We start from the raw sequence: 26,881 nt of genomic DNA on the forward strand, positions 1-26,881 counted from the left end.
CACCCGGGACCACCACAAACTTCGCGACCAACGGAAAAGGCCGCCCACACCGGGCGGCCTCTCTGTTTACTGTCTACCCACTACTGTCTACTCACTGCGCGCCCGCACCCGCGGTCGCGCTAGGGTTCAGCTTCGCCGACGCGATCTGCGCGGCCTCGCCCGGCTTGCCCTTGGAGTCCTTGTCCTTGTCCTTCAGCACAGCGTAAATCTTCCGTGCCTCTTCCGTCTTGCCCTGGCCCTCATACAGCTCAGCCAGCTGCAGCTGTGCCTCGGTCGGCGGCACCGTTACGGACGTCCCCTTGGCCAGCTCGTTGTACAGGTCGATCGCCTGCGCGTCGCGGCCCGTCTGCTGATACAGCTGCGCCAGCGCCATCTTGCTTAGCGACGAAACCCCGCTGTCCCAGCTCCCAGCCGACTTCTTCAGTGCATCCTCGGCCGGCCCGTTCTGGCCCTCCTCGGCATAGGTCAACCCGGCAAAGTACTCGGCCAGCTTGCCCGGCTTGGTCAGCCCATACTGGTCGGCCACCTGCGTAAACTGCTTGTTCGCCTCGGCCGCGCGCGTCTTCGCATCAGGGAAGGTCTTCATCCCCGGCGGCGTCGGCTCGCTGGCGTTCACCAGCGGCGTCTGGTAGGTCTGCATCGCCGCGCCAAAGGCCGTCTCCGCCTGCGCCGTCCGGTGCTGATACAGGCTGTACCCGCCCACGCTTCCGCCCACAATCACCACCAGAGCCACAATCGCCGCGATCGTCGTGCTGCGGTGCTCTTCGGCCCAGTGGATGCTTTCACCCGTCAGCTCATGAAACTTGTCCTGCTTCTTCAGCCTGCGCTTCTCTTCGTTGTTCACGAAACTCCGTCCTTCACATGCAACCGGTTTGGATTTTGCTGTGCGGCCCACCGCTCACACATCTGTCCAGTCTATCAGGCGGCCGCCGCCCTGGCCGGATATCACAACACATCTTCGCGAGCGGCGGCCGGGGCGGTTTATCCCCGCCAGGGGAGTGACAGCTCACCGGCCATTACTTCTTAAGGCGCCAGAAATGTGTAGACCATTGTCCGAAAATCGCTCTTGCCAATCGTTGTCGCATGGGCATACTATCTGGCTCGCAATTGGGTTAAAGCACTGTTTTCCGGGCTCTTGCCCTTTTGTGTGTCTTACCGGCAGCACCGCACGTTCTATGCACGACCGCCCGCTGGGAACCAGTCGACGGGCACTATTGGAGCGACCTAAAATCATGTCCTGGTACGCATACTGTATTACCGAGCGCAACGCCTTTCCTGATCTGGCCCGCCACCGTCGTCCAATGCCCATGGCCGGTCTCAACGGCCTCTTCGGGAACCAGACATTCTTCTTTCCCGCCGCCGATCTCGCAGTCATCGTCTCCGAGCACCTGCCCGAGGACGCCGCCCGCATCCAGACGCCCGAGGGCCAGGCTGCCGCCCGCGACCACGCCCGCGTCATCTCCAACTGTTTCAACCACTCCACCGTTCTCCCCTTCCGCTTCGGCACCACCTTTGAGGACGACGAGGCGCTCCGCCGCTCCGTCCGCTCCAACCAGCGCCACTTCATGGCCAACGTCGAGCGCCTCCGCGGCAAGGCCGAGATGCACCTCAAGGTCGTCGTCGACGACATCTGCCCCGAGACCAAGGGCGTCACGCCCTGTCACCAGGCCGCCGGGCAGGAGTACCTCTCCCAACTCCGCGAATCAGCCACCCGCCAGCGCGAGCGCCAGTCCAAGGCCCGCGCCCTCTCTCTCCAGATGCACCGCATGTTTCTTCCCCTAGCCGAGGAGATCACCTGCAAGCGCACGGACTCCGGCAAGATGCTCCTCGACATCGCCCATCTCGTCGACAAGAAGACCGTCGAGCGCTACCAGAACAAGTACTCCACCGCCACCATTGAGCTGAAGGACTGCGCCATGCAGCTCTCCGGCCCCTGGCCCCCCTACCACTTCGTCCACCGCGATCAGCGCTCCCAAGCCTGACCATCGCCTCTCACAAACACCAAGGCCCCGGACACACCATCCGGGGCTTTCGCTTTTGCCTTAAACACCGCGTACTCTGCGAGAAATACTGCGTCCTCTGGGTTCCGCTCTTGCCGTTGCCTGTTCTGGCTTTCTACTCCCTACTCCCTACTCCCTACTCCCTATTCACTACTCCCTGCCTCTAAGCCTTCTGCTCCACCACAGGCTTTTTCCGGCTCAACACCGCGCCTCTACGCCGTCGCCGGCCCGACACATGGTCGATCTTCCGCCAGAACCCCACAAAATAGTCCACGGCTGAGATCACTGACACCACCGCCATCCAGTACGTCGCCACCATCGCGATCAGGTGTACGCCCACCGGAAACCCCCACAGGTTCCAGCTGTTCCAGCCATGGTTCAAAATCGCCGCCACCACGGCCACAATCTGGATCACCGTCTTCAGCTTCCCAATCTCGCTCGCGTCGATCGTGAACCCTTCGCTGGCTGCAATCGACCGCAGCCCCGTCACTAGGAACTCCCGCCCAATCACCAGCACCGCGATCCACGGCGGCATCACGCGCGGGTTATACGCCACCAGCAGGATGAACGCGGTCGTCACCATCAGCTTGTCGGCCAGCGGATCCAGCAGCATCCCCAGCGTCGTAATCTGCCCACGCCGCCTCGCCAGGTAGCCATCCAGCCCATCGGTAATCGACGCCAGGATAAACAGCCCCGACGCAATCGCCTCCTGCTCGCCATGAATCCCTCGAAACGGAAAGTGTGGCGAAAGCACCCATATCAGCAGCGGCACGCTGGCAATCCGGGTCAACGTAATGGAGTTAGGCAGGTTCACTTTGGCAAGTGGTCGGGCAGGTTCAAACTGCGGTTTCCGCCGGCAGGCGCGCCACGACAGCTGACACAGCCATTCTGCCACACCACACTATCCCCGCGATATGACAGAGCGGCCGCGAAATCATCCGCGGCCACTTTTCTACTCCCTACTCCCTGCTCTTACGCATACATCCCGCGCTGCTTCGTCGTATATGCCACACGGTCGATCGCCAGCATATAAGCCGCCGTGCGGTTATTCACTCCATGCGCAACCGAGTACTGCAGCACATCATGGAAGCTGTCCACCATGATCCGCTCCAGCCGTTGGTTCACTTCCTCTTCTGTCCAGAAGTACCCCATCCGGTCCTGCACCCACTCGAAGTAGCTGGTCGTCACGCCGCCGGCGTTGGCCAGAATGTCCGGAATCACAAACACACCCTTCTCTTCCAGAATGTGATCGGCCACAGTCGTCGTCGGTCCGTTCGCACCCTCGCACAGAATCCGGCACTGCAGCTTGTCGGCATTCAGGCTGGTAATCACGTTCTCCGTCGCCGCCGGGATCAGCACATCGCACTTCCGCGTCAACAGCTCGTCCTTGTCGGCGGCCTCTGCTCCCGGAAACCCATGGATCGTGCCCTTCTTGGCCTTCCACTCCAGCAGTTCGCTGATGTCGATGCCGTTGGCGTTGAACAGCGCACCGTCATACTCGCCGATGCCGATCACCTTGTAGCCCTTGTCCCACAATAGCTTGGCCGAGTTCGAACCCACATTGCCGAACCCCTGCACAATCACCGTCGTCTCCATCGGGACCATGTTCAGGTGCTTCAGCGCCTCATCGGTCACAATGCTCACTCCACGCCCGGTCGCCTCGCGCCGTCCACGAGACCCCCCCAGGTTCACCGGCTTGCCCGTCACCACCGCATTCACCGTCTGCCGCATGTGCATGGAGTAGGTGTCCATAATCCAAGCCATCGTCTGCTCATTGGTGTTCACATCCGGCGCCGGAACGTCCTTCTCCGGCCCAATAAACTCCATCAGCTCAGCCGTATACCGCCGCGTCATCCGCTCCAATTCCCCTTGACTCATGCTCTTCGGGTCACAGATCACGCCACCCTTCGCGCCGCCGAACGGGATGTTCACCACCGCGCACTTCCACGTCATCCAGCTCGCCAGCGCGCGCACTTCATCCAGCGACACATCCGGCGCATACCGTATCCCACCCTTGCCCGGCCCGCGTGCCACCGAGTGCTGCACGCGATACCCCGTAAACACCTCAATCCGCCCGTCATCCATCTGCACCGGGATGTGCACAATGATCTCGCGCGCGGGATAGCGCAACACCTTCCAGATACCGTCGTCCAGCTTCAACCGCTTCGCGGCTTCGTCAAATCGGGTGGCCTGCGCCTCCCATGGGTTTGTCTCCTGCTCCATCGAAATGGCAGGGGCCTTCACTACGCTTTGCATCGAGTTTTCCTTTTCTGTTCCAGGCGTCTCACGCCCCAATGTAGGGTGCGCGGCCAGTGCGGCCTTGCCCGGGATCAACGTTTCATCGGCCATCGTCGTGCCCTCACTTCTGCAGACCGTTACACACATTAGACGCGCACCGCCCAGCAAATGAGCCACAGTTTGTACATGCCGGCCGCCTACTCCTCATGCTCTTGGCCGTACCCGGTTCAACAACCCGTCCAGCGGCCAAACTCACAAATCCTAGGCCTCCTTTACAACACCTGGCAACCCCGCCAAGTTACCCCTTTTGAGTCACAAATCGCATGAATCCACCGCTAAAATCGCACTCCCATACAACCCCATTTCATTTCGCCACTGCCGTGCCAATCTGCATCTCACTGCGCTGGCATACAAAACCTGCCCAAGGAGGTTTCATGGCACGGTCCCAACGCATCATCTTTGTTGTCCTCGCCACCGTCTTCACGCTGGCGCTCACCGGCTGCCCGCACCGCCACCATCACGACCACTACCCGCCGCCGCCCCCACCCGACCATCATCAGGGTCCGCCTGACCACGACCACGGCGGTCCGCCTCCAGGCGATCACAACTAACGCCCACGCGGGCATCTCCTCGGTATCATGGAGGGGATGCCCGCCCAGCGCGTTTCAAATACGCACACGCCCACCACGCCCGCCCTCCGCGACTTCCAGCGCCTCGCGCGCACCCACTCCCTCGTACCCGTTACGCGCACCGTCGCCGCCGACCTTGAAACCCCCGTCTCGGCCTTCCTCCGCGTCGCCGCACTCGAGCCCGAAGCCTTCCTCCTCGAGTCCGTCGAAGGCGGCGAGCACGTCGGCCGTTACACCTTCATCGGCATCCGCCCTTACAAGCGTATGACCTATCGCGACGGCCAAATCACTGTCAGCGAAACCGGCACCCGCAAGCCCCGCACCTACCCCGGCGACATCTTCACCGAGCTCAAGCAATCCCTCTCCGGCGAAACCCCCGCCAAGCTTCCCGGCCTGCCGCCCTTCACTGCCGGCGCCGTCGGCTTCTTCGCCTACGACGTCGTCCGCAGCATCGAAAAGCTCCCCACCCGTGCCGCCGACGAGCTCCACGTCCCCGACGCCCACCTCATGTTCTTCGACGAGGTCCTCGCCTTCGACCACGTCAAAAAAGCCATCCACCTCATCGTCACCACCGGCACCCGCAAACGCCTGCACAGTTTGGGTGCCCCATCTTCGCGGACGGCTTCATCGTCCGCTAAGGTGGGAAGCACAATCTCCCCCACCGCCGCCTACGCCGACGCCAACCGTCGCCTCGACCGCCTCGAAAAGCTCCTCAGCGCCGCCATCCCGCTACCGAAGCGCAAGCGCACCACCAAACAACTCGGCCCGCTCAAGCTCCAGGCACGCACCCCAACGCGCGTATTCCTCAACTCTGTTGCAAAGATCAAGGACTACATCCTCGCCGGCGACATCTTCCAGTGCGTCCTCTCGCAGCGCTTCGACTGCACCCCCAACGTTGACGCCTTCGACATCTACCGTTCCCTCCGCATCGTCAACCCCTCGCCCTACATGTACTTCCTCCGCTTCCCCAAATTGGGCATCCCCACAAATGTGTCATCTCGACCGGAGCGCAGCGCAGTGGAGAGACCTGCTTCTCGAACCGCCGCAAATCTCCGCGTCAGCTCCGCTACTCCCTACTCCCCACTCCCTACTCCCTCGCCCTTCTGCCACATCGTCGGCTCCTCGCCGGAGATGCTCGTCCGCGTCCACACCACTGCCACCGGCAGTACCATCGAGTACCGCCCCATCGCCGGCTCCCGCCCCCGCGGCGCCGACGAACCCACCGACCGCGCCATGGAAGCCTCCCTCCGCGCCGACGCCAAGGAAATCGCCGAGCACGTCATGCTCGTTGACCTCGGCCGCAACGACCTCGGCCGCGTCTCCGACTTCGGCACCGTAAAAGTCAAAGACCTCATGTTCGTCGAGCGCTACTCGCATATCATGCACCTCGTCAGTGCGCTCGAAGGCAAACTCCGCCCCGGCCTCGCCCCACTCGACGCCCTCCGCGCCTGCTTCCCCGCGGGCACTCTCTCCGGCGCCCCCAAGATCCGCGCGATGGAGATCATCGAAGAGCTCGAACCCGCCCGCCGCGGCGTCTACGGCGGCGCCATCATCTACGCAGACTTCTCCGGTAACCTCGACAGCTGCATCGCCATCCGCACCCTCTTCATGGACGGCCCCGAAGGCCACATCCAGGCCGGCGCCGGCATCGTCGCCGACTCCGTCCCCCAGAAAGAACACGAAGAGTGCCAGAACAAGGCCAAAGCCGTAGTCCGTGCTATCGAACGGGCCCGCCAGATGTAGTCCGCGCCATCGAACACGCCCGCTCCATGTAGCCCGCACCATCCGCCCTACCCATGAAGTGTCATCTCGACCGAAGCGAAGCGCAGTGGAGAGACCTGCTTCTTGCTCGCACCAGCAACCCCGCCGGGTGCCCCATCTTCGCGACGGCTTCATCGTCGCTAAGGTGGGATGAACCAACTCTCCAAACCCACTGAACCAAAATTCATCCTTCCGATGGATGCGCGTCTACACGCACCTGCCTAATATCGCTCCGACACAAAACAGGCACCATCGCACGATGCGAAACGGCGCGCAGCTCTACAACGCAGCGCTCTCGCAAATCTGCGCTAATTCAAAGGCCAAGGACGACCCGAATGACCCTCAAGCTCCACCACATCGCAGCAATATTCATCCTCATGCTCTCAGCAACAGCCGCCGCCCACGGTCAGGGCTGCATCCTCGCCCGCTCCCCCGAGCAGTCCGGCCTGCCCACCGACCAGGGCGGCGTCCTCCAGCCCGGCCACTTCCAGATCTCCATTGGCGAGCGCCACCAGTTCTCCTACCAGCACTACGTCGGCGACGTCTATCAGGAGTACCGCACCCAGCAGGGAACCGAGGTCCAGAACCGCATCAACCTAGTCACCTACGCACTCACCTACCAGGTCACCCCACGCATCAGCGTTGAGGTCGATGCCCCCTGGCTCTTCGCCTCACGCAAGCAGCAAAGCTCACCCATCGAGTACCAGGCCACCGGCCTCGGCGACACCATCGTCACTGTCAGCTCCTGGCTCCGCAATCCCGAGCACGCCTCCCTCTGGAACGCCTCCATCGGCCTCGGCGGCTACTTCCCCACCGGCAACGACGACGTCAAGAACACCTCCAGCACCACCACCAACGGCGTCACCACCACCACCACCGCCCCGGTCGACTACTCCATCCAGCCCGGCACCGGCGGTTGGGGAGGTGTCCTCACCTGGTCAGCCTACGGCCGCATCGGCCACGACCTCACCTTCTACACCGACGGCGACTACATCGCCATGAACGGCGGCACGGACGGCGTCCAACGCGCCACCAGCACCACCACCCCGCTCAATAACTACAACTCCATCGCCGACCAGTACCTCCTTGAAGCCGGCCTCGCCTTCCCCGTCACCCACGTCAAAAACCTCACCGCCACCGTCGGCCCGCGCTGGGAGGGCGTCCCCGCCTACAACCTATTTCCCGTTTCGAACGACGGCTTCCGCCGCCCCGGCTACGCCGTCAGCTTCGGCCCCGGCCTCGAATACACCATCCACGGCAACATCCTCGACGCCGGCATCTACAAGGCCGTCCGCCGCGACCGCACCGGCAGCTACCCGGACAGCGTCTACAACGCCCACGGCGACGCCGCCTTCGCCCAATACGTCTGGCTCGCCAGTATCACCCACCGCTTCTAGCATGTCTCCAAATGTGTCTCGTAGCCTGTCTCGCCGTCGCTGTCTGGAACCCATCACAGAAATACTGCGTACATCGCGCCAACATAGCGAACTCTGCGTGAACGCTTTTGCGGTTGCTTTTAGACCCACCAAAGAAGCCTCATCGCGACCATCGTCGCCACTGAAGTGTCATCTCGACCGAAGCATCGCAGCTTTATCGCGATGCGCAGTGGAGAGACCCGCTTCTCTACCTATACCGCTCCCCCACCCAAGAACCCCATGACCCCAAAACGCCTTCTTCTCCTCGCCCTCGCCGCCTTCACCCTCACCGCATCCGCCAAACCAATCCCCGACCTCAAGTTCCAGGACCTCGCCAGCCACACCCAGAAGCTCTCCGACCTCCGCGGCTCCATCACGGTCATCAGCTTCTGGGCCACTTGGTGCGGCCCCTGCAAAGAGGAGCTCCCCCGCCTCTCCGCCCTAAGCCAGCACTACACGGACAAGGGCATCCGCTTCATCGCCATCTCCGCCGACGACTCCAAAGACCGCGCCAAAATCGAGCAGTACATCAAGGGGCAGGGAATCACCCTCGAAGTCTGGACCGGCGCCGACCTCGGCACCCTCGACCACCTCCACCTCGGCAACGTCCTCCCCGCCACCCTCATCCTCGACAAGGACGGCACCCCCATCGGCCGCATCATGGGCGAAGCCCAGGACGCCGACATCACCACCTACCTCAACTGGCTCCTAAGCGACCGCTCCACCCCACCACCAACCCCAACCCTCAAACGCTACTGACGCTGCCTTTCGCTCGCATCCGCAACACTGCCTGGGTGCCCCGTTCATACCGCAGCTTCATCGCGGGATGAGTGGGATGTAAACTGCTCCATTCACCACGCGAAGCACCGTCGTGGACACGGCTTAATCCATCTCATCCTGTTTCAGTGCCCAGTAAATCCCACCGGCAATCTGCGCCACCCCAATCGCCCGAGTCAGCGCAGGCCGCTTCGACAGTCCATGCATCAGGTCCCGCCACGGCTTCGGCCCCTTCTTCCACGCCCGCGCATCGCGCGCCGGATCAATCAGGGCCATCACGCCATCGCCAATCATCACCATCGCCGCAAAGTGCCTCGCTCGAGTTGGGTTCAAGAAGAACATACTCACTAGGAGCACCCACCCTCCACTCGCGTTGCCCAAACCCCTTGACACGCACCCTACAATAGAAGCAGGGAAGTGACTGCGCGGCTTCACCGGGCTCTCTGTTGACATCCAACCGCAGTAACCACCTCATTGGTTACGAGCCTAACTCCAATCCGCTGCGGATCTTACCTGCAAAACCGGGGGAGGGTCCCGCACACCGCGTAGAATCGTCTCTATGGTCTTCGTCCTCGACAACTACGACTCCTTCACCTACAACCTGGTCCAGTACATCGGTGAGCTGGGCGAAGAAGTCGTCGTCCGTCGCAACGACGAAGTCACTCCTGAAGAGATCGTGGCCATGAACCCCGACCACATCCTTCTCTCGCCCGGCCCCTGCACCCCGCAGGACGCCGGCATCCTCATCCCGCTCGTCCAGCATCTCGCGAGCTTGCCAACGAAGAAGCAGATTCCTCTGCTCGGCGTCTGCCTCGGCCACCAGGCCATCGGCGCAGCCTTCGGCGGAGACGTCATCCGTGCCCCGCACCTCATGCACGGCAAAACCAGCGAGATCGCCCACGACAACCGCACCGTCTTCAAGGGCATCCCCAAGCGGATGACCGTCACGCGCTACCACTCGCTCATCGTCGATGAGAACACACTCCCCGGCGAGCTCGAGGTCTCCGCCCGCGTAGCCGAAGGCCCCAACGCCACCGACGCCGGTATGATCATGGGCCTCCGCCACAAGACGCTCCCCATCGAAGGCGTCCAGTTCCACCCCGAGTCCGTCCTCACCGACCACGGCAAGCACCTCATCGCCAACTTCCTCAAGAGCTAACTCCCTAACCTTACCCATAGATGTGTCATCTCGACCGGAGCGCAGCGCAGTGGAGAGACCTGCAGTTTGAACCGCCTCAGCCATCTCGTGAGTCTGGTTGTGTTTGCAGCGACCGCCGCCGCTCTCGCCCAGCACCCCCAAACCATCATGGGCACGCTCTCCACGCACGACGCCCAGATCAACGGCGGCATGCAGGTCCGCGGCGAGCAAGCCGATCTCCTCTCCAACGACTCCATCACTGCCTTCGGTCACACCGCGCCCATCACGCTCACCCGCGGCGGCCAAGTCCTCGTCTGCTCCACCAGCCAGTTCCATCTCCTCCGCACCGGCTCGGAGAACGCTCTCCTCTTCGGCCTCGACCGCGGCGCGCTCGAGCTCCACGGCCCCGTCGATGTGCACGATATCCTCATCACCCCCGACATCCGCTTCTCCCTCGAAGACGCCGGCACCGCGCAGTCCCCCAAGACCTACGACCTCTCGCTCCGCGTCACCCCCAGCGGCGACACTTGCGTCCAGAACGCCGGCGTCAACGCCCCGGTCCTCATCCTGGCCGACCCGTTCTCCTCTACCACCTACCGCCTCATCCCCGGCCAGCACGTCCTCTTCGAGCACGGCAGCCTCCGCGAGGTCGTAGACAACGAGCGCTCCAACTGCGGCTGCCCGGCTGAGGCCCCGCCGCGGCCCTCACCCCCGCCGAGCGCGCCCACCCATTCCCCGCAGCCGCCAGCGCAGGCCTCGTCCCGGCTGCTCCCGTCCAGAACTCCACCCCCGACGGCCAGACCCACACCCAGATCGACGCCAACCTCAGCTACACCGCCGGCCAGCCCAAACCCGCCCCGAACCCACCTCCCCCACCACCGTCAACCCCGCCGCCTCGGTCTCCACAACACCCCCGCCAACCCCTCCCGGCCCCCACTCCATCGCCCACGCCATTAGCCACTTCTTCCACAAACTCTTCCACCCCAACGACAAACCCGCAAAGTAATTATGGGTGCCCCATTCATACCGCAGCTTCATCGCGGGATGAGTGGGATGACGAACCCCTCTCCTCAGCTACAATCAAAAGGTTGGGCCAGCATCTTCACGCCCGCCATTCACCCACACTTTTCAGGAGTTCTTCAGTGTCGATTCCCGCCACCCAGATGCGTCCCGGCATGGTCATCAAGTTCAAGGACGATCTGCACCTTGTCTTCTCCATCGAGCACCGCACGCCCGGCAACCTGCGCGCCTTCATCCAGGCCAAGCTCAAGAACATCCGCACCGGCGCCATGTACACCGAGCGCTTCCGTTCGCCCGACCCCATCGACCGCATCCACGTCGAAGCCATCAAGATGGAGTTCCTCTACAACGACGGCGACGACTACTACTTCATGGACCAGAACACCTACGAGCAGACCGCGCTCAAGCATGAGACCCTCGGCGACGCCGTCGAGTACCTCACGCCCAACCTCCTCATCGAGGTCAGCTTCCACGATGGCAAGGCCGTCGGCATCGAGCTCCCCACCGCCGTCGAGATGACCGTCATCGAAACCGAGCCCGGCATCAAGTCCGCCACCGCCAGCTCCGTCACCAAGCCCGCCAAGATGGAGACCGGCCTCGTCGTCCAGGTCCCGCCCTTCATCAACGAGGGCGAAAAGATCCGCATCGACACAGCCGAAGGCACTTATATGTCCCGCGCGTAAGCGCAACGCAATAAGCAGCACAAAGGGCGCAGCCATCAGGCTGCGCCCTTCGTCTTTCTACTCCCTATTCCCTACTCCCTGTTTCTAGAACTTCACATACATGCCCACATACGGCTCTTCCGAAGACACCCAGCGCGACGACGACAGCACGCTGCTGGAGAAGTTCGGCGCTCGGTAGAACAGGTCCCGCGCTCCTAGCCGGAACCCCAGCCGCGAGCTCGTCTGCATATCGAACCCGATGTCCGCCAGCGCAGCTCCGCGCCACTGGTGATGAAAGTTCGCGGGAGGCTGAAAGTCCAGCGCGCCTCCACCGATACCCACGTACGGGCTGAATCGGTGCATCTTGCGCAGATGCACAAGGTAAGCGGCCGTGCCTTCATGCACGGCGGTCTGCGCCACATAGTTCACTTGGCCTGCGCCAGTCGGCACAAAGAATCGATTGGCATACCGGGAGTACTGGTAGTTCAACTCGAACCCTGCCCAGCTCTTCGGCTGGTCATGCAGCGTCACCAACCCTGCCAGCGAATCCCCGGTCGCATAGTGCGGAAGCGGAGTCCCTTGTGCGGGCCCCGGGCTCACCTGCACCGTCTGGTTCGTAACGGAGGTCGTAAACTGCCCCCCGGCCGCGGCGCCAAGGTCGACCTTGCTCAGAATGCCGCTACGGCTCGCCGTAGGCAGCGCCTGGCCCAGCACGGTTGCACTGGTAGCTATCAGTAGCGCGGGAAGAAGAAGGCACTGTAATCGTCTCATCTCTGGGGTTCTCCTAAAAAATCATGGTTCGGAGGACGCAGGAGATCACCTCGGTGCAGGCACCAAGCCGAGCAGCGCACACGCCCTCACATTGTCAACACATCGACAGCGTCTTCGGATCGTGCTGCTGTTCGGTGCTTCGTGCTGTCGCCATACATGGCGGACACTCAAGAAAGACGCCACTTTTGTTAACAGAGTTGTATTAGTCCAGGTGGTTATCTCTACCCCGTTTGCCTCTACTCTCACGCTCTGAGACACTTAACTACGTTCATGGTTCTCCACTTTCTCATCCGTGGCCGCGTGCAGGGCGTCGGCTTCCGCTGGTTCGTCCACCGCGAAGCCGCGGAGCTCAGCCTGCGCGGCTGGGTCCGCAACACCGACACCGGCGAGGTCGAAGTCCTCGTCGCCGGCGACCCCACCGCACTCGCTGACCTCCGCACCGAGCTCCACAAAGGCTCGCGCGGCAGCCGCGTCGATAAAGTCATCGAACACGAGCTCGACGAGAGCGAAGCCGCCTCACTCACCGCCTTCAAAATCGAAGGAGCCTGGTAGCTGCATCTTTTGTTTGTCATTCCCTCAGGGAATCTGCGTTTGCTATTGCCTTTGCGTCTTCTACTGTCTACTCACTACTGTCTATTCACTGTCCTCAGGAGTTCCACGCATGTCCCAGCCCGTCCCCAACTGCGACCATCTCAAGGAGCTCATCCGCTCCGTCCCCGACTTCCCCAAGCCCGGCATCCTCTTCTACGACATCACCACCGTCCTTAAGGACAAGACCGGCTTCGCCGAGCTCATCGACGCCTTCGCGCAGTACTACATCGACAAGCACGTCGACCTCGTTCTCGGCATTGAGGCCCGCGGTTTCATCTTCGGCCCCGCGCTCGCCTACCGCCTGAACGCCGGCTTCGTCCCCGTGCGCAAGCCCGGCAAGCTCCCCGCCGAAACCCTCACCATCAAGTACGATCTCGAGTACGGCTCCGACTCCCTCCAGATCCACAAGGACGCCGTGCAACCCGGCCAGCGCGTCATCATCGTCGACGACCTCCTCGCCACCGGCGGCACCATGTTAGCCACCAGCGCCCTCGTCAAGGAGCTCGGCGCAGAGATCGTCGGCGTCACCGTAGCCATCGAACTCGACTTCCTCAAAGGCCGCGACAAGTTCCCCGACATCGACGTCTTCTCCCTCATCCACTACGATGAATAGTGTTGAAGCCCTTCAATAGCCCTTCTGCAAGGAGTCCCTCCCAATGAAATCTTTCGGCTACGCAGCCCAATCCAAGACCTCGCCGCTCACGCCCTTCCACTTCGACCGCCGCGAGCCCGGCCCCACCGATGTCGTCGTCGCCATCGACTACTGCGGCATTTGTCACTCTGACATCCACCAGGCGCGCGACGAGTGGGGCGGCAGCATCTACCCCATGGTCCCCGGCCACGAGATCGTCGGCCGCGTCACCGCCGTCGGCAGCGACGTCAAGAAGTTCAAAGTCGGCGACCTCGCCGGCGTCGGCGTCACCGTCCAAACCTGCATGGCCTGCGACAACTGCAAGTCCGGCAACGAGCCCTACTGCACCAAGGGCATGGTCGGCACCTACAACGCCAAGGACTACGACGGCAACCCCACCTACGGCGGCTACGCCGACAACATCGTCGCGCCCGAGCACTACGTCCACAGCATCTCCCCCAAGCTCAACCTCGCGGCAGTCGCGCCGCTGCTATGCGCCGGCATCACCACCTGGTCGCCGCTCAAGCACTGGAACGTCGGCCCCAACAAAAAAGTCGGCATCGTCGGTCTCGGCGGCCTCGGCCACATGGGCCTCAAGTTCGCGCACTCGCTCGGCGCCTACACCGTGCAGTTCACCACCTCGGAGTCCAAGACCAATGACGCCCTCAAGCTCGGCGCCAACGAAGTCGTCATCTCCAAAGACCCCGAGAACATGGCCAAGCACACCGGCAGCTTCGACTTCATCCTCGACTGCGTCTCCGCCCCGCACGACATCAACGCCTACCTCAACCTGCTCAAGCTCGACGGCACACTCTGCCTCGTCGGCCTCCCCGAGCAGCCCATGCTCACCTCGCCCTTCGCGCTCATCACCAACCGCCGCAGCTTCTCCGGCTCCATGATCGGCGGCATGAAGGAGACGCAGGAGATGCTCGACTACTGCGCCGCAAAGAACATCGTCTCCGACATCGAGCTCATCAGCTACGCCCAGCTCCCCGAAGCTTACGAGCGCGTCCTCAAGTCCGACGTCAAGTACCGCTTCGTCCTCGACGGCAAAACCCTCACCGCATAACAACGCGCCTCGCGCCTGCAAATCAAAGCAGTCGCGAGGCGCCGCATACTTCGAAGTCGCACCTCACCGTGGCGAAACTTCGCTCACTTCGCGTCCTTGGCGGGAGCTGTTGTTCTTTTCCCAAAGAACCCTACTTCTAAGCAAACGCCACGCACATCGGCGTATCCGCCGCGAACACCCGCGGCTTCGCCCCCAGCATCCCGGTCTTCTCATCGTGCGAGAACACCGTCACGCTCGATGATCCCTGGTTCATGCACAGCAGCCACTTCCGGCTCGGGTCCAGCGCAATCAGCCGAGTCACCGTGCCGCCCGTCTGCACCCGCTGCTGCTCCGTCAGGAACCCTGTCTTCTCATTCACCCTGTACACCACCAGCGAGTTCTCGCCGCGCGTGTTCGCATACACAAACTTCCCACGGTCGCTCATCACCAACTCGCACGCCGTATTGCCATCCAGCGACGATCCCGTAGCCACCGTCTGCACCGTGCTCCCACCCAGCAGCATCAGTGTGCCGCCATCCTTGTGGCTCACGCGCCACTCGTACACATCCACCGTGCAGTCTAGCTCGTGGATGCAGTACACCCACCTTCCATTCGGATGAAACACCACATGCCGCGGCCCTGATCCCGCACGCGCCGCAAACCGCTTCGGCGTATCCAGCGGCGGTTTCCCGCCCGAGTCCAGCGGAAACACCTCAATCGCGTCCTCGCCAAGGTTGCACACCAGTACATACCGGTTGTCCGGAGACACCACCGCGCAATGCAGATGCGCCTTATCCTGCCGCGCCGCCACCGGCCCCGTCACACCGCACGCGGCATTGCCGTCGCACGCAAACATCTGCGGGGCCTCCATCACAGTCCCATCGCCCTTCAGCCCAAACGCCGCCAGGCTGCCGCCGCCATAGTTTGCCGCAAACGCATTCCGCCCATCCTGGTCAACGGACACGTAGCACGGCCCATTGCCCTCCGTGCTCACCTTGCCCATCGCCTCCAGCTGCGCCGTGTGCGTCTCCAGCTTGAACGCCGACACCGCACCGTTGCCCGCGTTCGATTCATTCGCCGCATACAGCACGGCCTTCTTCGGATGCATCGCAAAGTACGTCGGCCGGTCTGTCTCCACCGCCAGCTCCGGCATCCCGATCTCGCCGGTCAGCGGGTTCCACGCCGCGCGATAGATCCCTTTGCCTTTGTCGGTGCCCAGCAGCACATACTTCGGGTTGCGAACGCCTTCAGCAACCATCTGGCGCAGCGCCAGCGGCATCGCCGCCAGGCCCGCCACAAAACCACGTCGGCTTACCTTCATCTCAATCACGCGATCTCCCTCACCCATCCATGGATGCAGTCTCGTACGATGTATTGAATCCCAAGGGAGTTTACCCTATCCGCGCCCTTTGCTCCCGCGGCAACGAAAAAAGGCCGCGCACCCGCGCGACCTCCACTCACTACTGTCTACCCACTACTATCTACTGTCTGCCTCTTGCGCCACCGTCTCCGGCTCGCCCGGCAGCTTGAAGTCCAGCTCGGCAGGGTGCGCATCGCGGTCCACCACCGGCAGGGAGGGCAGGTTCCTCGTGTGGCCCACCTCTTTCAGCACGGCGGCCACATGGTCCAGCACCTCGTCCACGCTCATCGTGTACATCTCGCGACCGTTGTCATAGCCGCTTTCGATCGCCAGCTTCAAATACCGCCCCGCGGACTGCGCCGCCATATAGTCGGTAATCATCTTGCCGTTGATCTTCTTCTGCTCCACCCACGCCGCATTTGGCATCGCAATCCACACCGGCTTGTCGTTCACCGCGAACCGAATGTCGGTAGCATCGGCATGGCGCGTCGCAATCGCCACGATCGTGCCCTTCCACACGCAGTGCAGGTTTTCTCCGGTCCAACGGTCTACGGCAACAAAGTCTTCATACATAGTCTTCTCAGGGTATCTGTCCCCCACCCCCTTGGGCAAGCCGTCCCAATTTCTGTCAAGGGCTAGAAAAAAACCCTCCCCACAGCTAACCGATGCCCCTGTAACCTAGTCGAGTAGTCATTCATCGTGTACTCATGAAGGATATTGCCGTGCGCCACATCTCTCCGCTCACCGCCGCTCTCTCTGCCTGTGCCGCTCTGGCCTCGTTCCTGGGCCTCGCGCTCCCTGCTCAGCAGCCAGCCAAGCCGGCAGACGCCAAGCCCACGCCGGACGTCCTCGTCTTCTCCAACGGCGACCAGCTCACCGGACACCTTCAGTCCGCCGCTGGCGGCAACATCATCTTCGACAGCGACATGGCCGGCACCCTCACCATCTCCTTCGACAAGATCAAGGAGCTCCGCTCAGGCGACAAGCCCTCGCAGTTCGCCCTGCTCAAGAAGGGCGTCCCCGTAGACAATCGTCATCCAGCCCCTGAAGGCACAGCCGAGATCGCCGGCGGCAACGTCATCATCCATCCCGACACCCCCGCGAAGAACTCCTCTTCGTCTTCCACTCCCGCCTCCGTCCCCACCAAGGACGTCGACTACCTCGTCTCCAAAGCTGAGTTCGACAACCAGATCTCGCACAAGGTCGGCTTCTTCCACGCCTGGAACGGCACCGCCACCGGCGGAGCCACGCTCGTGCGCTCCACCACCAGCGCCAGCACCTTCACCGCTGCGCTGAACCTCATTCGTGCTATTCCCGCCGTGCCCTGGCTGCTGCCTCGCAACCGTACCACCGCCAATGTCGTAGAGACGTACGGCAAGAACACCACGCCAACCGACATTCCGGCCATCCCCGGCGTGCCCAACCCCACCATCACCACCCTCTCCAGCATCTTCCATGCTGACGCCGAGCGCGACCAGTACCTCTCGCCGAGGCTCTACGCCCTTGGTGACCTCAGCTTCGATCACAACTACGCGCAGGGTCTCAGCTTCCAGCAGGTCTATGGCGGTGGCATCGGTTGGACTGCCATTAAGTCCTCCAAGCAGGAGCTCGACCTCAAGGCTGATATTCACTACGAAAAGCAGGCCTTCATCACCCCAGCAGGATCGAGTGTCACACCCCCCAGCGTAAATCTCATCGGTTCGACGATCTTCGAAAACTACAGCCGCCAGCTCCCCCGCAAGATGGTCTTCATCGAAACGGCGAACATTCTTCCGGCCTTCAACAACTCCAGCGCCTACTCGGCCAACGCTACGGCAAGCCTGAACCTGCCGGTCTACAAGCGCCTCGCCGCCACCGTCAGCACCACGGATAACTACCTCAACGACCCTGAACCCGGCTACAAGAAGAACTCCTACCAGTTCATCACCGGCGTTACCTATACCCTCCACTAGCGCTCAGGGACAGGGGCCTTCGGGCCCCTGTCAACCACATAAAGCCCTTCACCCTCGCAAACGCCAACAATCTCAACTCTTTAGCTCAGAGAAAGAAAAACACTTTCTCCCTCCCTACCCTCTATACTGGAAATAGGGGACAAAACTGGCACACTGGGTAACTGGCAAACTGGCAACTGAAAGCCAAAACCACCCAGCCTTCTCTATCCTCCATCCCTATCCCCTTTGTTTCCCAGATCATACCCGTAACCATATAAAGAATCAGCCACATACCTCGGGTATCACCCCGTAAGTCGCTGATTCCGCTAGATCCCTCCGCTACATAGGGAGGGGGGAGGGGTATCACCCTCACCGCAGCAAAAGATTCATCGTCACTAGTGTTCTAATGAAGAGATGCGAGTCTAAGCACTTGCAAGCACCTCCCAGGGAGTTCCGATTCGAATGTGTGATGTACGTAGGACAGCAGCACGCGTGGTTTTGATGGGTCTCGCAGCGGGTCTTCTCGCCACCGCCACCACCACCGCCCAGGCGCAGACTGCCACCAAGGAACAGGCTCGTCGCCGTCAGGAAGCGCACGCACGCCACGAGACCAACGCCACCCGCCAGGCCCGCATCCAGCGCACCATCGACGAGACCTACTCGCAGCGCTGGGAGGTCACCGGCGGCGGTGGCTACCTCCGCTGGCACAGCGGTCAAAACACCCGCAGCAACAACGAGGTCTCCTGGGCCACTTCGACCAACTACTTCCTCAACCCGAAGCTCTCCATCATCGCGGACGCGCGCGGCTCCTTTGGCAACGGCCACGCTCTCACCGGTACCAGCAACAACACCGGCGTCACCAACCCGCAGATCAATGAGTACTTCTTCACCGGCGGCGCGGGCTATCGCTTCTACCGCAGGGAGAAGCTGGCCGTCTCCGCGCAGGCCACCGGCGGCACCTCCTGGGGCATCTTCTCCGGCGGCTCCAAGGGCTTCAACTCCTCGCAGACAGGTCTCTGGGCCGACGGCTTCGCGCCCTCCTTTATCCTGGGCGTGAACCTCGACTACAACATCTATCCCAACGTCGCGGTACGCTTCGCCCCCGCCTACGTCGGCACCATGTTCCACCAGACCATCCAGGGCGGCTCCAGCAGCCTGTTGAAGGACAACATCGGTTCGCGCTCGCTGCAGAACAACGCCGGCTTCAACATCGGCGTCGTCTATCGCTTCGGCAAGCAGTAATCGCAACGTACGCTGCAAAGGGCCTGACGCTCGCGTCAGGCCCTTTGCCTTGCCGCTTCACCCCGTACCTTCGCTGGGCGTAAGATAAAACCATGGCAAACGGCTGGGATTCGAAGAATGTCGAAGAGCAACAGTCCGCACAGCAGGACGCACAACAGTCCGCGGAGCAGTCCGCAAAGGAAGCCGAGCAGGGAACCGTCTCATCGGCTGCCTCCAAGGTCTTCCGCGCGGATCAGGACCACGCTGCCATCCGTGCCGACGGCGATCGCAAGCGCCGCATCCAGGAGCTTGAGCTCCAGCGCGAGCGCATCCTCTCCGAGCGCACCTCCAGCCCGCACCGCCGCAACGCGCTCGAGATCGCTCTCGGCGAAATCGAACGCCTGCTGCAGGAGCTTGGTTACTCGCTCAAGCTCTAGCTTTTTCTAGCCAGCACAAACGCATTCGCCTGCGACACCGCTGTCATCACCACCGTCTGGATCATCACGTTCGGCTCTCGAGTCGCCACCCACGCAATCGTCTCGGCAACGTCCTCCGGCGTCAGCGGACTGGCATTGGCATACACCTTCGCTGCCTTCTCCGCATCGCCGCGGAACCGCACCAGGCTGAAGTCCGTCTCCACCATTCCCGGGTCAATCGACGCCACACGCACCGCCGTCCCGTTCACGTCGATACGCAGTCCTTCCGTGATTGCCTTTTCCGCCGCCTTGGACGCGCAGTACACGCCGCCACCGGGATACGTCATGTGCCCCGCCGTCGACCCCAGGTTGATCACGTGACCATTGTTCCGCTTCACCATGCCGGGAACGACCGCGCGTGTCACATACAGCAGCCCCTTCACGTTCGTGTCGATCATCTCTTCCCAGTTCTGGATGTCGTCTTCATACATCTTCGTCAACCCGCGGCTCAACCCCGCGTTGTTCACCAGCACATCCACGGCCTGCCAGCTCTCCGGCAGCCCCGCAAACGCATTGGCCACGGCCTCCGGGTCGCGAACGTCCAGCACAAAGGCATGCACATCGCTGGCCCCGGCCTCACGCAGCTTCGGTACGATCTCCTGCAGCGTAGCCTCGCGCCGAGCGCACACCATCACCTTCGCGCCCAGCTTCGCAAACTCCAGGGCCGTCGCCGCACCAATGCCCGCGCCGCCGCCGGTCACGAACACAACCTTGTCCTTCATCGAAATCGCCACAGAATGATCTCCTCGCCTCCATCATTCCATAAAGACCGCCTTGCATGACAAAGAGGCCGCGGAGATATCTCCGCGGCCTCTTTCGGTGAAAGTGAAGCACTCTTACTGCTGCGGATTCGTCGTCTGCACGCCGATCTCCGCACCCGAAACCACCAGGTTCACGCGCCGGTTCTGCTGGCGTCCTGCAGCGGTACTATTGTCCGCCACAGGATCGGCCTTGCCGTAGCCATGAGACGTTACGTTCGCCGCTGGCACACCGTTCTGTGTGAGAAAGTCCGACACGGCATTCGCGCGGTTCTCGCTGAGCTTCTGGTTATACTCATCGCCGCCAACCGAGTCGGTATAACCCTCCACCTGCACCTTCAGGCCAGGATAGAGTTGCAGGATCGTCGCCACCTTCGCAAGACTCACCTGCGTCGCCGGCTTCAGCGTGTACTTGCCCGTGTCGAACAGCACATCGCTCAGGTTCACAATCAACCCGCGAGCGTTCTCCGTCGTTGCCAGTACGGAGTTCAACTGTGCGCGCAGTTTCTCACGCGTTGCCTCCGCATCCTGCTGGCTGTTCTGGGCCTGCTTCTGCGCCTCGGCAGCCTGTGCACGAGCGTTCGCAGCGTCAGCATCGGCACGGGCCTTGGCCGCCTCAGCCTGGGCCTGGGCTTCCGCCGCCGCGGCAGCCTGCGCCTGTGAGTTCGCCGCGTCGACCTGCGCCTGGTTCTTGGCCTCCTGAGCTTCCTTCTGGCGCTCCTCATCCTCCCTGCGCAGGGCCGTCAGACGAGCATCCTCGGAACGCTGCACAGCCTGCCGCGCATACGTGATCTCCATCTTCTCGTTGCGATGTTTATTGCCATCCATGGCGTCGGCGTTCTGCAGATCGGTCGCAACCTCTCGCATGATGTCCGCCGCATACTTGTCCGCTCCTGCCGCCGCCGCAATCCGCGCCGCATTGTGCGCCTCATACAACTCCAGCGGCGAGTGCTCATTGCGCGTGACCGGGTTCATCACGCTCTTTGAGCCTTCTGTGTTCGCATACAGCCCGCGCGGCAGCAGATGGTAGTGCACATTCACCTGCTCCAGTACGCCCTGCGTCTTGTCGGAAAACACGTTCTGCAGCACAATCACATCGCTAGGCTGCGAGACAGCAAAGTAAGGCTCCGCCGTCACAATCATGCCGAACGACTGGAACGACGTCGTTACATCGATGTTGTTCTTCGTCCCATCCGGAAGGATTTCGCCCAGATTCTGCGGCCGCCCGTCGGCCGAGATCGCCCACAGCACATACGTCAGATACTCCGGCCCAAAGCCGTTTGCCGGCGTCAGTCCTTTGAACTCCGCGTGGATGTGAATCCCACCGCGCTCACTCTCAACCCTCGCTTCACCTTTCGCGTTCGGCAACAGGTTTGTACCTTCGAAGTTCACATGTGTCGAACCGCCGCGATGAAAGTAGTTCACTGCATCCAGCTCACGCTCTACCACCTTCACGTGGTAGATGTAGATCCCATTCGGGCCCTGTGCGACAACTTCGCCTTTGGTTGCGCCCGGTGCCACAGTGGTTGGATTGGGTTCCTGCGCAAACGCTCCTGCTGCAAACACACCTGTAAGCGCCACTACTGAAGCGGCAGCGCCAAATTGCTTCCACGTTCCAAACATTGTCAATCTCCTTGCGGATGGTTCGCACACACTCCGCGGCGTTCGCCATAACATCGGCGTTACACCCACTTCGGATGCGTTCCTTGCAAGGAGAGGCCGTACGAAGATAAAGGTTCTTTTCGGGCAACTCAAAGCGATATTTCTGAGTGTTTACTGGCCTAAAATCGGCACTCCTGCAACGCTCATGCTGCTCGCGATGCGCTGCTTCCACTCCGCTGGCCCGGTCACATGCACGCTCGTTCCATGCGTATCGACGGCAACCGTAACAGGCATATCCACGACATCGAACTCGTAGATCGCCTCCATGCCAAGGTCCTCAAACGCCACCAGCCGCGAGTGCTTGATCGCCTTCGACACCAGGTACGCGGCGCCGCCAATCGCAATCAGGTACACTGCCTTGTTATCGCGGATCGCCTCGATGGCAATCTCGCCGCGCTCAGCTTTACCCACCATGCCCAGCAGTCCTGTCTGCTCCAGCATCTGTCGAGTGAACTTGTCCATGCGCGTCGCTGTCGTCGGCCCCGCGGGCCCAACCGCCTCATCGCGAACCGCTTCCACCGGCCCAACGTAGTAGATCAGCCGGTTCGTAAAGTCGACAGGAAGCTTCTCTCCCTTCGACAGCATGTCCGTCATGCGCTTGTGCGCCGCATCGCGTCCAGTGAGCAGTTTGCCATTCAGCAGCAGCACATCGCCCGGCTTCCATGTGCTCACCTCTTCATGCGTCAGCGAGTCCAGGTCCACCCGCTTGGCCCCATGCGGCTCATACGTCAGCTTCGGCCAGCTCTCCAGCGACGGCGGATCGAGATACACCGCCCCGCTGCCATCCATCACAAAGTGCGCATGCCGAGTCGCAGCACAGTTCGGAATCATCGCCACCGGCAGGTTCGCCGCATGCGTCGGCCAGTCATAGATCTTCACATCCAGCACTGTCGTCAATCCGCCCAGTCCTTGCGCTCCGATGCCCAGCGCATTCACCTTGTCATAAATCTCCACGCGCATCTTCTCGATGTTCGTCTCCGCGCCCCGTGCCTTCAGCTCCTGCATGTTGATGTCGTCCATCAGGCTCTGCTTGGCCAGCAGCATCGCCTTCTCCGCCGTGCCGCCAATACCGATCCCCAGCATCCCGGGAGGACACCACCCCGCGCCCATCGTCGGCACCGTCTTCACCACCCAGTCCACCACCGAGTCCGAAGGGTTCAGCATCACAAACTTGCTCTTCGCCTCGCTGCCGCCGCCCTTCGCCGCCACGGTCACATCCACCGTGTCGCCCTTCACCACCGACACCTCAACCACGCACGGCGTATTGTCCTTCGTGTTCTTCCGCGCAAACGCCGGGTCGGCAAGGATGCTCCCGCGCAGCTTGTTGTCCGGGTCCAGCCAAGCCTGCCGCACACCCTCGTCGCACATCTCCTGCAATGACATCGTTGCCGCGCCGCCGTCAGCAGCTACCAGCCGGCACTCCATGCCCAGTTTGATAAAGATCGTCACGATTCCCGTGTCCTGGCAGATCGGCCGGTGTCCCTCCGCGCACATCCGCGAGTTCACCAGGATCTGTTTCATCGCGTCCTTCGCCGCAGGCGACTGCTCCAGCTCATACGCCCTCGCAAGGTTCTCAATGTAGTCCACCGGGTGGTAGAAGCTGATGTACTGCAGCGCCGCGCGCACGCTCTCGACGAGGTCATCCTGGCGAATATTGGTCATAGTCGTCCCCACTCTTCATGATACTTCCAGAACTCGCCTGCCCTCCGTCCTGCATCGTGCCAACACCTATAATCGAACTCGCCGGGAGCAAACTCACTTTGAGCGAACACATCGTCGAAATAGCAGGACTCCGCAAGGTTTACGCCGGAAAGAACCCCGTCACCGCCGTCGACGGCATCGACCTCCGTGTCCCCGACGGCCTCATCTACGGCCTGCTTGGCCCCAACGGCGCCGGCAAAACCACCACCATCTCCATCGCCACGACGCGCGCCATCCCCACCGCGGGCTCCGTCCACATCGCAGGTGTCGATGTCGTCGCGCACCCCGCGCTCGCGCGCCGCTTTATCGGCGTCGTCCCGCAGTACAACACACTCGACCGCTCCTGCACCGTCGCTGAAAACATCCACTTCCACTGCCTCTACTTCGGGATGACAAGCATCCAGGCCAAGGCCCGCACCGCGCAGCTGCTTGAGCAGTTCCGCCTCAGCGACCGTGCCCAGGCATACCCACAAGCCCTCAGCGGAGGCCTCGCACAGCGCCTGCAGATCGCCCGCGCCATCGCGCACCACCCGCGCGTCCTCTTTCTCGACGAGCCCAGCGCCGGCCTCGACCCCCAAAGCCGCCTCGCCATGTGGGAGGCCGTGCAAGCGCTCCGCAGCGAAGGCATTACCGTCGTCCTCACCACGCACTATATGGAGGAGGCCGACGAACTCTGCGACCGCCTCGCCATCATCGACCACGGCAAGATCCTCGTTGAAGACACACCAGCGGCCCTCAAAGCCTCCATCGGTGGCGACAAGATCTTCGAGCTCCGCCTCAACGAGCCGCAGAACACCATGCAGTTGCAGTCGCGCCTCCGCGAGCTCTCAGGCGTAAACACTATCGAACCCACTGACGGCGGCCTCCGCATCCTCGCCAACACACAGGATGGCGTCCTCGCAGCAGTCGTCACGACGGCAAGCAGCTTCGGTCTCCGCGACGTCACCACCACCGAGCCCAGCCTCGAAACCGTCTTCATCCGCCTCACCGGCCGCGACCTGCGCGAGTAACCCACGAGACCCTCGATGACCGAAACTATTGCCACTTCCAACGACACCCGCATGACCGTCTACACCCGAGCCTTCGCAGGCCTCATGCTGCGCGACTTCCGCGTCCTCACCCGTGAGCTCATGCCCTTCCTCGTCCGCGTCGCAATGAACCCGCTGCTCTTCCTCTTTGTCTTCACCTATGTCATGCCGCACATGAGCGGCGGCGGTGCAAGCCCCATGGCCAGCATCGCCGCGAGCACCGGCGGCTTCGGCACAGTGCTCCTCCCCGGCCTCATGGCCGTCGCCATCATGTTCTCCGGTATCGCGGCTGTGGCTCTCCCGCTCGCGCAGGAGTTCGGCATCACCCGGGAGATCGACGACCGCGTCATGTGTCCGTTGCCCATCGCCGCCGTCGCCGCGGAGAAGATCGTCTTCTCCGCCATCCAAAGCGTCATCGCCGCTGCTCTCGTCTTCCCGCTCGCGTACTATATCCCGTCCACACCGGTGAAGGTGCAGGTCGGTAGTTGGCTCTTCCTTATCGTGGTCATCATCCTCGCCAGCCTCGTAGCAGGAGCCCTCGGCCTCACCATCGGCACCTCGGTTCAGCCCAAACAGATCGGCCTCATCTTCGGCGTCGTCGTGGTGCCCATCACGTTTCTTGGCTGCGTCTACTACCCCTGGGCGCTGCTCAACCAGATCCCCTGGCTGCAGTACGGCGTGCTCGTCAACCCCATCGTCTACATGAGCGAAGGCCTGCGCTCATCGCTAACGCCGTCGGCCCATATGCCTGACTGGCTCATCCTCACGATGTTGGTCTTCTTCCTGTTGCTGCTCACCTGGGTCGGCATGAAGGGTTTCGCCCGCCGCGTCCTCAGCTAATAGAACCGGCCTCGCATCTCGCTTTGAAGGCCAGCACGTCTTGCTTTGAAGGCCAGGACGTCTCGCCTTGAAGGGTACGGGCTTTAGCCCGTACGAAAGAAGCCTGCGAACCATTCGTGGCTTTAGCCCCGGAGGGAATGGCCTCTACTCTGCAGCTACCGTATGCTCCGGCGCAACCGGCCTCTCCACCTCAGCCTTCATCAGCTTCACCGCAAGGTCTGCCGCGATCACCGCGCCATGGAACCTCCCATTCTCGATGAAGATCTCATTCGTCCGCTCACCCGCAACCACAACCCCCGCCAGATAAAGCCCCGGAACATTCGACTCCAGCGACTCAGGATTGCACACCGGACAGCGCGCATTGTTCGCATCCAGCTTCACACCCAGCGCCTCAATGAACTCAAAGTCCGGATGATACCCAGTCAGCGCAAACACAAACTGGTTCGGGATCACCTTCGGTCCGCCCGGCGTCAGCAGCGTCACGCTGTCCTCGACAATCTCGCTCACTGTCGTTGAGAAGTGCGCAGCGATCTCCCCATTCTTGATCCGGTTCTCGATGTCCGGCTTGATCCAGTACTTGATGTGCCGGTGCAACTCCGCCCCGCGATGCACCAGCGTCACCCGCGCTCCATGCCGCCACAGCTCCAGCGCCGCAATCGCAGCCGAGTTCTTCCCGCCGATCACCAGCACATCCTGCGCATAGTATGGGTGCGGCTCGTCGTAGTAGTGCTTCACCTTCGTCAGGTCCTCACCCGGTATGCCCATATAGTTAGGCAGATCGTAGTAACCCGTCGAGACGATAATCTTCCGCGTAACATGCACCTTCTTGCGCTCGAAGCTGTCCGTCGTGTGCACCTCGAAGCGTCCGTCTTCGCCCGTCACGCGGTCCACATTCTCGTACTGCCGCACATCCAGCCGGTAGTGCTGCGCCACCTTGCGGTAGTACTCCAGCGCCTCCATGCGCGTCGGCTTCTGGTTCGGCGAAGGGAAGGGAATATCGCCGATCTCCAGCAGCTCCGGCGTCGTAAAGAACGTCATGTTCGCCGGATAGTGAAACAGCGAGTTCGTCAGGCAGCCCTTGTCGACCACCACCACCTTCAGCCCCAGATTCTGGGCTGCAATCGCACAGGCCAAGCCCGTCGGGCCTGCCCCAATCACCAGAACGTCGAACTCCACCGCATCTCTCATACGTCTATTGTATGGAGGCGCGCGATACGATGGGA

27 protein-coding genes are annotated in these 26,881 nt (G+C 62.0%); 16 read left to right on the plus strand and 11 right to left on the minus strand.

Annotation, left to right across the window (positions count from 1 at the left end):
- Positions 1 to 91: 91 nt before the first annotated feature.
- Positions 92 to 844 carry a tetratricopeptide repeat protein gene (locus GOB94_RS11470; RefSeq protein WP_182276043.1) on the minus strand — a complete coding sequence of 251 codons (753 nt, stop codon included), beginning with the start codon at positions 842 to 844 and terminating at the stop codon, positions 92 to 94.
- Positions 845 to 1,232: 388 nt separating this feature from the next.
- On the opposite strand from GOB94_RS11470, the gene GOB94_RS11475 reads away from it, so the two are divergent.
- Positions 1,233 to 1,982, plus strand: coding sequence for a GvpL/GvpF family gas vesicle protein (locus GOB94_RS11475; protein ID WP_182276044.1), 750 nt, complete (start codon positions 1,233 to 1,235; stop codon positions 1,980 to 1,982).
- A 181-nt stretch (positions 1,983 to 2,163) separates the two neighbouring features.
- On the opposite strand, the gene pgsA is transcribed toward GOB94_RS11475, so the two are convergent.
- Both pgsA and GOB94_RS11485 read right to left on the minus strand, forming a co-directional pair.
- On the minus strand, positions 2,164 to 2,814 hold the full coding sequence (pgsA, locus tag GOB94_RS11480; RefSeq protein WP_182276045.1) for a CDP-diacylglycerol--glycerol-3-phosphate 3-phosphatidyltransferase: 651 nt from the start codon (positions 2,812 to 2,814) through the stop codon (positions 2,164 to 2,166).
- Positions 2,815 to 2,972: 158 nt separating this feature from the next.
- Entirely contained in the window at positions 2,973 to 4,256 is a 1,284-nt protein-coding gene (locus GOB94_RS11485) for a Glu/Leu/Phe/Val dehydrogenase (protein ID WP_182276046.1), read from the minus strand.
- A gap of 416 nt (positions 4,257 to 4,672) precedes the next feature.
- Between GOB94_RS11485 and GOB94_RS11490 the strand changes: the two genes are divergently transcribed.
- From GOB94_RS11490 to GOB94_RS11505, 4 genes are all read left to right on the plus strand, one after another.
- Complete coding sequence (locus GOB94_RS11490) at positions 4,673 to 4,849, plus strand: hypothetical protein (RefSeq protein ID WP_182276047.1); 177 nt, start codon at positions 4,673 to 4,675, stop codon at positions 4,847 to 4,849.
- Positions 4,850 to 4,885: 36 nt separating this feature from the next.
- Positions 4,886 to 6,610: a chorismate-binding protein gene (locus GOB94_RS11495; RefSeq protein ID WP_182276048.1), complete on the plus strand. Its 1,725-nt coding sequence runs from the start codon at positions 4,886 to 4,888 to the stop codon at positions 6,608 to 6,610.
- A 353-nt stretch (positions 6,611 to 6,963) separates the two neighbouring features.
- Positions 6,964 to 8,025, plus strand: coding sequence for a transporter (locus GOB94_RS11500; protein ID WP_182276049.1), 1,062 nt, complete (start codon positions 6,964 to 6,966; stop codon positions 8,023 to 8,025).
- Between the two features lie 258 nt (positions 8,026 to 8,283).
- Positions 8,284 to 8,802: a TlpA disulfide reductase family protein gene (locus tag GOB94_RS11505; RefSeq protein WP_182276050.1), complete on the plus strand. Its 519-nt coding sequence runs from the start codon at positions 8,284 to 8,286 to the stop codon at positions 8,800 to 8,802.
- Positions 8,803 to 8,925: 123 nt separating this feature from the next.
- Here GOB94_RS11505 and GOB94_RS11510 read toward each other — a convergent pair whose 3' ends face one another.
- Positions 8,926 to 9,162, minus strand: coding sequence for a hypothetical protein (locus tag GOB94_RS11510; protein ID WP_182278595.1), 237 nt, complete (start codon positions 9,160 to 9,162; stop codon positions 8,926 to 8,928).
- A 217-nt stretch (positions 9,163 to 9,379) separates the two neighbouring features.
- Here GOB94_RS11510 and GOB94_RS11515 point away from each other — a divergent pair, with 217 nt between their 5' ends.
- The 3 genes from GOB94_RS11515 (at position 9,380) to efp (ending at position 11,661) form a co-directional block, all read left to right on the plus strand.
- Positions 9,380 to 9,979, plus strand: coding sequence for an aminodeoxychorismate/anthranilate synthase component II (locus GOB94_RS11515; RefSeq protein WP_182276051.1), 600 nt, complete (start codon positions 9,380 to 9,382; stop codon positions 9,977 to 9,979).
- A 66-nt stretch (positions 9,980 to 10,045) separates the two neighbouring features.
- Positions 10,046 to 10,915: a nuclease gene (locus GOB94_RS11520; RefSeq protein WP_182276052.1), complete on the plus strand. Its 870-nt coding sequence runs from the start codon at positions 10,046 to 10,048 to the stop codon at positions 10,913 to 10,915.
- 185 nt (positions 10,916 to 11,100) lie between these two features.
- The gene (gene efp / locus GOB94_RS11525) at positions 11,101 to 11,661 is read left to right on the plus strand and encodes an elongation factor P (RefSeq protein ID WP_182276053.1); all 561 of its coding nucleotides are present in this window, start codon (positions 11,101 to 11,103) and stop codon (positions 11,659 to 11,661) included.
- A gap of 84 nt (positions 11,662 to 11,745) precedes the next feature.
- Here efp and GOB94_RS11530 read toward each other — a convergent pair whose 3' ends face one another.
- Entirely contained in the window at positions 11,746 to 12,411 is a 666-nt protein-coding gene (locus tag GOB94_RS11530; RefSeq protein ID WP_182276054.1) for a hypothetical protein, read from the minus strand.
- Positions 12,412 to 12,681: 270 nt separating this feature from the next.
- On the opposite strand from GOB94_RS11530, the gene GOB94_RS11535 reads away from it, so the two are divergent.
- The 3 genes from GOB94_RS11535 (at position 12,682) to GOB94_RS11545 (ending at position 14,702) form a co-directional block, all read left to right on the plus strand.
- The gene (locus GOB94_RS11535; RefSeq protein WP_182276055.1) at positions 12,682 to 12,963 is read left to right on the plus strand and encodes an acylphosphatase; all 282 of its coding nucleotides are present in this window, start codon (positions 12,682 to 12,684) and stop codon (positions 12,961 to 12,963) included.
- 109 nt (positions 12,964 to 13,072) lie between these two features.
- Positions 13,073 to 13,615 (plus strand): adenine phosphoribosyltransferase, encoded by a 543-nt coding sequence (locus GOB94_RS11540; RefSeq protein ID WP_182276056.1) that lies wholly within the window; start codon positions 13,073 to 13,075, stop codon positions 13,613 to 13,615.
- 43 nt (positions 13,616 to 13,658) lie between these two features.
- Positions 13,659 to 14,702: an NAD(P)-dependent alcohol dehydrogenase gene (locus tag GOB94_RS11545; protein WP_182276057.1), complete on the plus strand. Its 1,044-nt coding sequence runs from the start codon at positions 13,659 to 13,661 to the stop codon at positions 14,700 to 14,702.
- A gap of 136 nt (positions 14,703 to 14,838) precedes the next feature.
- On the opposite strand, the gene GOB94_RS11550 is transcribed toward GOB94_RS11545, so the two are convergent.
- Positions 14,839 to 16,002, minus strand: a complete 1,164-nt coding sequence (locus GOB94_RS11550) for a lactonase family protein (protein WP_255484424.1) — start codon at positions 16,000 to 16,002, stop codon at positions 14,839 to 14,841.
- 156 nt (positions 16,003 to 16,158) lie between these two features.
- Positions 16,159 to 16,614, minus strand: a complete 456-nt coding sequence (locus GOB94_RS11555; RefSeq protein WP_182276059.1) for a hypothetical protein — start codon at positions 16,612 to 16,614, stop codon at positions 16,159 to 16,161.
- 134 nt (positions 16,615 to 16,748) lie between these two features.
- Between GOB94_RS11555 and GOB94_RS11560 the strand changes: the two genes are divergently transcribed.
- The 3 genes from GOB94_RS11560 (at position 16,749) to GOB94_RS11570 (ending at position 19,630) form a co-directional block, all read left to right on the plus strand.
- Complete coding sequence (locus tag GOB94_RS11560) at positions 16,749 to 17,993, plus strand: DUF481 domain-containing protein (RefSeq protein WP_182276060.1); 1,245 nt, start codon at positions 16,749 to 16,751, stop codon at positions 17,991 to 17,993.
- 471 nt (positions 17,994 to 18,464) lie between these two features.
- Positions 18,465 to 19,214 (plus strand): hypothetical protein, encoded by a 750-nt coding sequence (locus GOB94_RS11565; protein ID WP_182276061.1) that lies wholly within the window; start codon positions 18,465 to 18,467, stop codon positions 19,212 to 19,214.
- 92 nt (positions 19,215 to 19,306) lie between these two features.
- Positions 19,307 to 19,630, plus strand: coding sequence for a hypothetical protein (locus GOB94_RS11570; protein WP_182278696.1), 324 nt, complete (start codon positions 19,307 to 19,309; stop codon positions 19,628 to 19,630).
- Here GOB94_RS11570 and GOB94_RS11575 read toward each other — a convergent pair.
- The 3 genes from GOB94_RS11575 to GOB94_RS11585 form a co-directional block, all read right to left on the minus strand.
- Complete coding sequence (locus GOB94_RS11575; protein WP_255483880.1) at positions 19,627 to 20,403, minus strand: SDR family NAD(P)-dependent oxidoreductase; 777 nt, start codon at positions 20,401 to 20,403, stop codon at positions 19,627 to 19,629. The genes GOB94_RS11570 and GOB94_RS11575 overlap by 4 nt on opposite strands.
- Before the next feature lie 102 nt (positions 20,404 to 20,505).
- The gene (locus GOB94_RS17005) at positions 20,506 to 22,050 is read right to left on the minus strand and encodes an OmpA family protein (protein ID WP_182276062.1); all 1,545 of its coding nucleotides are present in this window, start codon (positions 22,048 to 22,050) and stop codon (positions 20,506 to 20,508) included.
- A gap of 150 nt (positions 22,051 to 22,200) precedes the next feature.
- Positions 22,201 to 23,751, minus strand: a complete 1,551-nt coding sequence (locus GOB94_RS11585; protein WP_182276063.1) for a fumarate hydratase — start codon at positions 23,749 to 23,751, stop codon at positions 22,201 to 22,203.
- A gap of 98 nt (positions 23,752 to 23,849) precedes the next feature.
- Here GOB94_RS11585 and GOB94_RS11590 point away from each other — a divergent pair, with 98 nt between their 5' ends.
- Positions 23,850 to 24,800, plus strand: a complete 951-nt coding sequence (locus tag GOB94_RS11590) for an ATP-binding cassette domain-containing protein (protein WP_255483881.1) — start codon at positions 23,850 to 23,852, stop codon at positions 24,798 to 24,800.
- Positions 24,801 to 24,815: 15 nt separating this feature from the next.
- Positions 24,816 to 25,658 (plus strand): ABC transporter permease, encoded by an 843-nt coding sequence (locus tag GOB94_RS11595; protein WP_182276065.1) that lies wholly within the window; start codon positions 24,816 to 24,818, stop codon positions 25,656 to 25,658.
- 144 nt (positions 25,659 to 25,802) lie between these two features.
- On the opposite strand, the gene GOB94_RS11600 is transcribed toward GOB94_RS11595, so the two are convergent.
- Complete coding sequence (locus GOB94_RS11600) at positions 25,803 to 26,846, minus strand: YpdA family putative bacillithiol disulfide reductase (RefSeq protein ID WP_182276066.1); 1,044 nt, start codon at positions 26,844 to 26,846, stop codon at positions 25,803 to 25,805.
- Between the last annotated feature and the right edge of the window lie 35 nt (positions 26,847 to 26,881).

Origin of the sequence: Granulicella sp. 5B5, assembly GCF_014083945.1 — a bacterium.
Taxonomy (GTDB): domain Bacteria; phylum Acidobacteriota; class Terriglobia; order Terriglobales; family Acidobacteriaceae; genus Granulicella.

What these genes read in the sequence shown, in the direction of transcription:
- GOB94_RS11475 (WP_182276044.1), top strand. Translation starts at nt 1,233, where the DNA reads ATGTCCTGGTACGCATACTGTATTACCGAGCGCAACGCCTTTCCTGAT.
- GOB94_RS11485 (WP_182276046.1), bottom strand. Translation starts at nt 4,256, where the DNA reads ATGCAAAGCGTAGTGAAGGCCCCTGCCATTTCGATGGAGCAGGAGACA.
- GOB94_RS11490 (WP_182276047.1), top strand. Translation starts at nt 4,673, where the DNA reads ATGGCACGGTCCCAACGCATCATCTTTGTTGTCCTCGCCACCGTCTTC.
- GOB94_RS11495 (WP_182276048.1), top strand. Translation starts at nt 4,886, where the DNA reads ATGCCCGCCCAGCGCGTTTCAAATACGCACACGCCCACCACGCCCGCC.
- GOB94_RS11500 (WP_182276049.1), top strand. Translation starts at nt 6,964, where the DNA reads ATGACCCTCAAGCTCCACCACATCGCAGCAATATTCATCCTCATGCTC.
- GOB94_RS11505 (WP_182276050.1), top strand. Translation starts at nt 8,284, where the DNA reads ATGACCCCAAAACGCCTTCTTCTCCTCGCCCTCGCCGCCTTCACCCTC.
- GOB94_RS11510 (WP_182278595.1), bottom strand. Translation starts at nt 9,162, where the DNA reads ATGTTCTTCTTGAACCCAACTCGAGCGAGGCACTTTGCGGCGATGGTG.
- GOB94_RS11515 (WP_182276051.1), top strand. Translation starts at nt 9,380, where the DNA reads ATGGTCTTCGTCCTCGACAACTACGACTCCTTCACCTACAACCTGGTC.
- GOB94_RS11530 (WP_182276054.1), bottom strand. Translation starts at nt 12,411, where the DNA reads ATGAGACGATTACAGTGCCTTCTTCTTCCCGCGCTACTGATAGCTACC.
- GOB94_RS11535 (WP_182276055.1), top strand. Translation starts at nt 12,682, where the DNA reads ATGGTTCTCCACTTTCTCATCCGTGGCCGCGTGCAGGGCGTCGGCTTC.
- GOB94_RS11540 (WP_182276056.1), top strand. Translation starts at nt 13,073, where the DNA reads ATGTCCCAGCCCGTCCCCAACTGCGACCATCTCAAGGAGCTCATCCGC.
- GOB94_RS11545 (WP_182276057.1), top strand. Translation starts at nt 13,659, where the DNA reads ATGAAATCTTTCGGCTACGCAGCCCAATCCAAGACCTCGCCGCTCACG.
- GOB94_RS11550 (WP_255484424.1), bottom strand. Translation starts at nt 16,002, where the DNA reads ATGAAGGTAAGCCGACGTGGTTTTGTGGCGGGCCTGGCGGCGATGCCG.
- GOB94_RS11555 (WP_182276059.1), bottom strand. Translation starts at nt 16,614, where the DNA reads ATGTATGAAGACTTTGTTGCCGTAGACCGTTGGACCGGAGAAAACCTG.
- GOB94_RS11560 (WP_182276060.1), top strand. Translation starts at nt 16,749, where the DNA reads ATGAAGGATATTGCCGTGCGCCACATCTCTCCGCTCACCGCCGCTCTC.
- GOB94_RS11570 (WP_182278696.1), top strand. Translation starts at nt 19,307, where the DNA reads ATGGCAAACGGCTGGGATTCGAAGAATGTCGAAGAGCAACAGTCCGCA.
- GOB94_RS17005 (WP_182276062.1), bottom strand. Translation starts at nt 22,050, where the DNA reads ATGTTTGGAACGTGGAAGCAATTTGGCGCTGCCGCTTCAGTAGTGGCG.
- GOB94_RS11585 (WP_182276063.1), bottom strand. Translation starts at nt 23,751, where the DNA reads ATGACCAATATTCGCCAGGATGACCTCGTCGAGAGCGTGCGCGCGGCG.
- GOB94_RS11595 (WP_182276065.1), top strand. Translation starts at nt 24,816, where the DNA reads ATGACCGAAACTATTGCCACTTCCAACGACACCCGCATGACCGTCTAC.
- GOB94_RS11600 (WP_182276066.1), bottom strand. Translation starts at nt 26,846, where the DNA reads ATGAGAGATGCGGTGGAGTTCGACGTTCTGGTGATTGGGGCAGGCCCG.